Source organism: Moorena sp. (assembly GCF_982860115.1).
Genome location: NZ_CEYLVT010000357.1, coordinates 1 through 5,068, shown reverse-complemented (window position 1 = coordinate 5,068; position 5,068 = coordinate 1). Strand labels below are relative to the sequence as shown.

Sequence of the window (5,068 nt, the reverse complement as noted above, 5' to 3'; positions counted from 1 at the left end):
ATGCGCAGCATGAGTGTGGGATGAATTTTGCACAGAGTCTTTCACAAAAGACCAATCGATGTGTTATACTCGCGCATACTGACTTTCAAAGCCGAAAATGCTGGAAAGTTGCTCAAACATTATTAAACAAAAGACCAAAAAAACAGAGCGGCAGGGCAGTCCGTTCTTAAAGCCCAGCGCCTCCTAAGCAATAGCTGGATTGGCTGGGAAGCCCACACTGAACTCAAAGAGTCAGTGTGGGAGCTGTCACGAAGTATTCCGCCATCTTTAGTGAACTTAGGTGGCGGAAGTTTCATTAAAAATTAAAAACACTATTAGGAGTTGTTCGCGTAGCGTGGCCGTAGGCCAACGGTTGACCTTTTACCGCACAAGATAGTCAACCGTCAACCGTCAACCGTCAACTGTTAATTAGTTGTTAGCAAAGACACTAGCAGCAGCAGCAATACCTGCTCCTGGTGTCATGGATTGGTGTCCCAATTCCTGAAGGGTGGCTTCGAGAGCACCAATGACAGTAAGAATATCTTGCTCACTGACAAAACCTAAGTGACCAATGCGGAATATTTTTCCTTTATAGTGGTCTTGTCCCCCAGCTAGAGCAATGTTATAGCGTTTTTTCATCACAGAACGGATTTGTTCAGACTCTACTGATGTGGGAATCACTGCAGTTGCGGCTGGGCTAGCATACTCATCAGAACCAAACAAAGGTAATGATAGGGCTTTGACAGCGGCGCGGGTTGCTTCCATCAGACGCTGGTGACGGGAAAATATTGATTCTAACCCTTCTCTTTGCATCATGCGCAGTGCAGCTTGTAGGGCAATGACTAGGTTCACTGGCGGGGTAAAGGGATTGCTGTTTTTAGCCGTAGATTTTTTGTAAGTCCCTAAATCTAGATAAAACTTGGGCAGGGTAGCCGTTTTGTAGGCTTCCCAAGCTTTAGGACTAACACTGACAAATCCTAATCCTGGGGGAATCATGTATCCCTTCTGGGAACCAGAGCCTACTACATCGAGACCCCACTCATCAATGGGTAGATTGACTGCTCCAAGGCTGGTAACGGCATCAACAATAATTAGGGCTTCGCCGTGGTCTTTGACGTAACGATTTATGGTTTCTAAGTCGTTGAGAACGCCAGTAGAGGTTTCAGAGTGGGTGACGATTACGGCTTTGATTTGCTTTTCGGTATCAGCTTCTAGCTTTTCACGAAACTGCTCCGGATCTAAGGGCTTACCCCACTCGGCAGTAATGGTGTCCACTTCCAGACCAAAAGCAGTACTGATTTTTCCCCAACGATCGCCAAATTTCCCATTAGAACCAACTAAAACGCGATCGCCTGCACTGAGGAAGTTAATAATGCCAGCTTCCATGACTCCGGTACCGCTAGCGGTTACAGTCAAGACATCATTTTTGGTCTGGTGTAGCCATTTGAGGTTTTCATTGACCTCTGCCATGATTTCGCTAAATTCGGGACTACGGTGTCCGATCGGGTGTTTGGCCATGGCCAGTAATACTTGTTCTGGTACTGGCGTCGGGCCAGGAATCATTAGTTTGAGCTTGTCTTCCATCTGTAGTTAGTCTTGGTATCTAGGGTTTTTGTGATCTGATGATTGGTTAGTTACTCTGAACTGACCGATGAATTTTTGGATATTACCGGACAAAACCGGAAATTCAAGGTTAATTTAGGGGTTAATTTGGCGTTTCACCACCGCAGCATGGGAGCGGTTATGCCCACCCATGCTTACACGACCAACCCAGCCGCGCTAGATTTGAACTTGCCTTCAAGTCTGTGTATATTGACACCCTGCAGTTAGGACACTCTTTAGTTCGGAGCCATAGCGAGCATGTGTTATTGATGCCGACAGTGGGAGTAACGCTCCTCAGGAGTAGGTAACAATCTCAAAATATATTGGCTCAAATGAGATACTCTGACTAAATTTCTTAGTTTTTTTTTATGAAGTTGACAATTTAATGGGGGAGTCTTCCTGCTGAATCCGGTAAACCATTTTTTGAGTTATGGGCATCCAATTTGACGCTGTTGAGAGACCAGCGATACTCCATTGGCAAGTTGGCTCGCTGACAGCTTTGTTCTAACTGCTTCTGCTGAACTAGGGCTTTACGCAGAGTACTGATCAATTGATGAACCTGCTCTCGCAATTGGGGGTTTTGACTGGTAGCAAATGCTGTTTGGCGCTCTAGCAGTTGGAGCAGCAGTTCGTAGTGAATATAAGATGGAAGGGGAATTGGATCCATGAAATTTCCTGTACCTCGGTGAGTCGGAGTCTGCCATCACAATGGACTATTTTTTTGGGGTATTGGTCACTGATGGCTAAACAAGCTGGCAATAGCAACTGCTGGGTCTGGCTGTTTTACCAATGACTCACCAATGAGGACGGCTGTGGCTCCGGCAGATGCTACCTGATCAAGGTGAGCGTTGGTATGAAGCCCTGATTCACTGACTACCAGAATGCCACGTTCGAGTAGTTGGTTAGCCCTTGCTGCTAGTAATTGACAGGTTGTTTGTAAATCGACGGAAAAATCTTCCAAGTTACGATTGTTTATACCTACTAGGGTAACTCCATCAAGAGATAATACTCGATCTAATTCAGATTGGGTATGGACTTCGATCAAGGGTGTGATCGACAGAGTCTTAGCAATTTTGATAAAGTATTGCAGGTCTTGATCGGAAAGGATGGCTGCAATCAGTAAAACTGCATCTGCTCCGTGACTACGAGCCATGTACATTTGGTAGGGATAGATGATGAACTCCTTACACAGCAAAGGCACGTCTACAGCAGCACGAACTTTTGCCAGGTTTTCCCAACTACCCTGAAAGAAGTTTTGATCTGTCAGCACTGAGATCGCACTAGCGCCACCTTGGCTGTATGACTGAGCAATGGCTACTGGGTCAAAATCTTCTCGAATAACCCCTTTGCTAGGAGATGCTTTTTTGACTTCTGCAATTAGCGCAGGGCTAGTCTTTCCTGATTTTAGGGCTGCTAGAAAGTCTCGGGGGGGTGGTGCTGTTTGTATTCGCTTGCGCAACTCCACTAGGGGCAGACTTTCCCGCATCTGGTCAATTTCTTTCTCTTTGTGCCAGACAATTTCTTCGAGAATATGGTGGGGTTTATCGTCTGGTAGTGCAATTTGATAGTGCAGGCTTTTGATTTTAACTGCTGGATTAGGTGGCCGTCGGCGAATTTGCATCAGTAGTTTTATATAGTGCGTGAGTGCGTCAGTCCCTCAGTGCGTCAGTTTCTCAGTGCGTCAGTACCAAAATCCTTTGTTAATTAGCAATTAACAAAGGATTTTGACTAATGAGTTACAGCTCGTTTGTAAGCTTCGTCGAGTACTTCTGAGAGAGTGGGGTGAGCATGGACTAAGTAGGCGAGGCAGTTGACGGATTGTCTGTTTGCGATCGCATTTGAGGCTTCATGAATTAAGTCGGAGGCGTGGATACCTAGGATGTGGACTCCTAGGACTTCCCCAGTATCTTTACGGTAGATTACTTTCGCTACCCCATCTGCTTCTCCTTCTGCGATCGCTTTAGAATTCCCTTTAAAGTATGATCTTACAACGGATACTTCAAAGCCTTCTTCGGAGGCCAATTTTTTGGCTTGTGGTTCGCTTAGGCCGACGTAGCTGATTTCTGGATGGGTAAAGGCGGCTGCGGGTATGCTCCGGTAGTCTACGGTGCGCTGACGTCCACAGATATTCTCTACTGCGACAATACCTTGAGCAGATGCGGCATGGGCTAACATCATTTTCCCAGTGGCATCACCAATTGCCCAAAGATGGGGTACTGGTTCCCCTGCTGAAAGTACTGCCATGGTGTCATCTACGGGAATAAAACCGCGCCGGTCTGTTTCCACTCCTACAGCATCTAGTCCTAGGTCTTTGGTGGCGGGAATCCGACCTGTAGCGACCAGGCAAGCATCGACTTCCAGCACATCGACTACTTCCTTGGTTTTGGTATCTGCTAGTTCTATTACTACCGGGGAACCGGGAGTTACTTTCATCGCTAGCACCCCAGTATGGGTTTCAATGTCCCGAGGTTTGATCAGGATTCGTGTGGCTAGTTTGGCAATATCAGGGTCAAAGGTTGGCATCAGGTCGTCTAGGGCTTCGATCATGGTGATTTCAGACCCTAGTGCTGTGTAGACATCAGCAAACTCTAGACCAATGTAACCACTGCCCACGATTGCTACCCAATCTGGCAGCCATTCTAGTTTTATGGCATCATCGCTGGTAAATACGGTTTTGCCATCAATCTCAATTCCTGGGGGTACAAAGGGAATTGAACCAGCGGATATCATAATATCTTTGCCAGTGATAGTGGTTTCACCATTTTCTGTAACAACGGTTACTTTTTGAGAAGCAGCTACTTTACCCCAGCCTTTGATAATATCCACACCCAAGCGTTTTAGGCTGTTGGTCAGGTCACCACGAATCTTACTGACTAGATTGCTAGCATGATTTGCGATCGCATTTCGGTCAAACTCAACCCCTGCTACTGTAATCCCAAGGGCATTGAGGTGATGAGCGTCCTGTAGCTCTCGCACTCTACCTGATGCGGCTAATAGCGCTTTAGAAGGGATGCAGCCCCGGTTGACACAAGTTCCGCCCATGTCACCGGCTTCAATAATAGCGGTTTTCAGACCACAGCTAACTGCGTGTAAAGCAGCACCATGACCCCCCACACCAGCACCGATAATCACTAAATCGTAATCAAACTCTTGACTCACATCTATCTCCTAGTCTAGATTGGGTATGTTTTGTTTGTCTTTATTATTTTCAACTTGAGCAATCCAGGATTGCAAGTGCTCAACCATTAAGATTGGTGGGGTGAAGTATGAAGTATCAAGGATCGCAAAGGGAATAGGGAACAGGGAACAGGGAACAGGGAATATGGCATCAAAAATTCTTACAATTCATTCCTTTAGGATCCCTAGGAGGGCGTTGCTGAATTTAGGAATGAATAAGAGTAGAGTGGGCATCCTGCCCGCTCGAAAATAAGGATGAAACTGGCAAGATGCCAGTTCTACGCAAGATGCCAGTTCTACGCAAGATGCC

4 protein-coding genes are annotated in these 5,068 nt (G+C 46.4%); all 4 read right to left on the bottom strand.

Annotated features, from left to right (window positions below):
• Nucleotides 1-408: 408 nt before the first annotated feature.
• Nucleotides 409-1,563, bottom strand: coding sequence for a pyridoxal-phosphate-dependent aminotransferase family protein (locus tag AC4II3_RS31145; protein ID WP_488016432.1), 1,155 nt, complete (start codon nt 1,561-1,563; stop codon nt 409-411).
• A 400-nt stretch (nt 1,564-1,963) separates the two neighbouring features.
• Nucleotides 1,964-2,248, bottom strand: coding sequence for a DUF5340 domain-containing protein (locus AC4II3_RS31140; protein WP_070394016.1), 285 nt, complete (start codon nt 2,246-2,248; stop codon nt 1,964-1,966).
• A gap of 66 nt (nt 2,249-2,314) precedes the next feature.
• The gene (trpC, locus tag AC4II3_RS31135) at nt 2,315-3,202 is read right to left on the bottom strand and encodes an indole-3-glycerol phosphate synthase TrpC (RefSeq protein ID WP_488016434.1); all 888 of its coding nucleotides are present in this window, start codon (nt 3,200-3,202) and stop codon (nt 2,315-2,317) included.
• A 107-nt stretch (nt 3,203-3,309) separates the two neighbouring features.
• A complete protein-coding gene (gene lpdA, locus AC4II3_RS31130; protein WP_488016436.1) occupies nt 3,310-4,740 on the bottom strand; it encodes a dihydrolipoyl dehydrogenase in 1,431 nt (476 codons plus the stop codon).
• Nucleotides 4,741-5,068 lie beyond the last annotated feature (328 nt).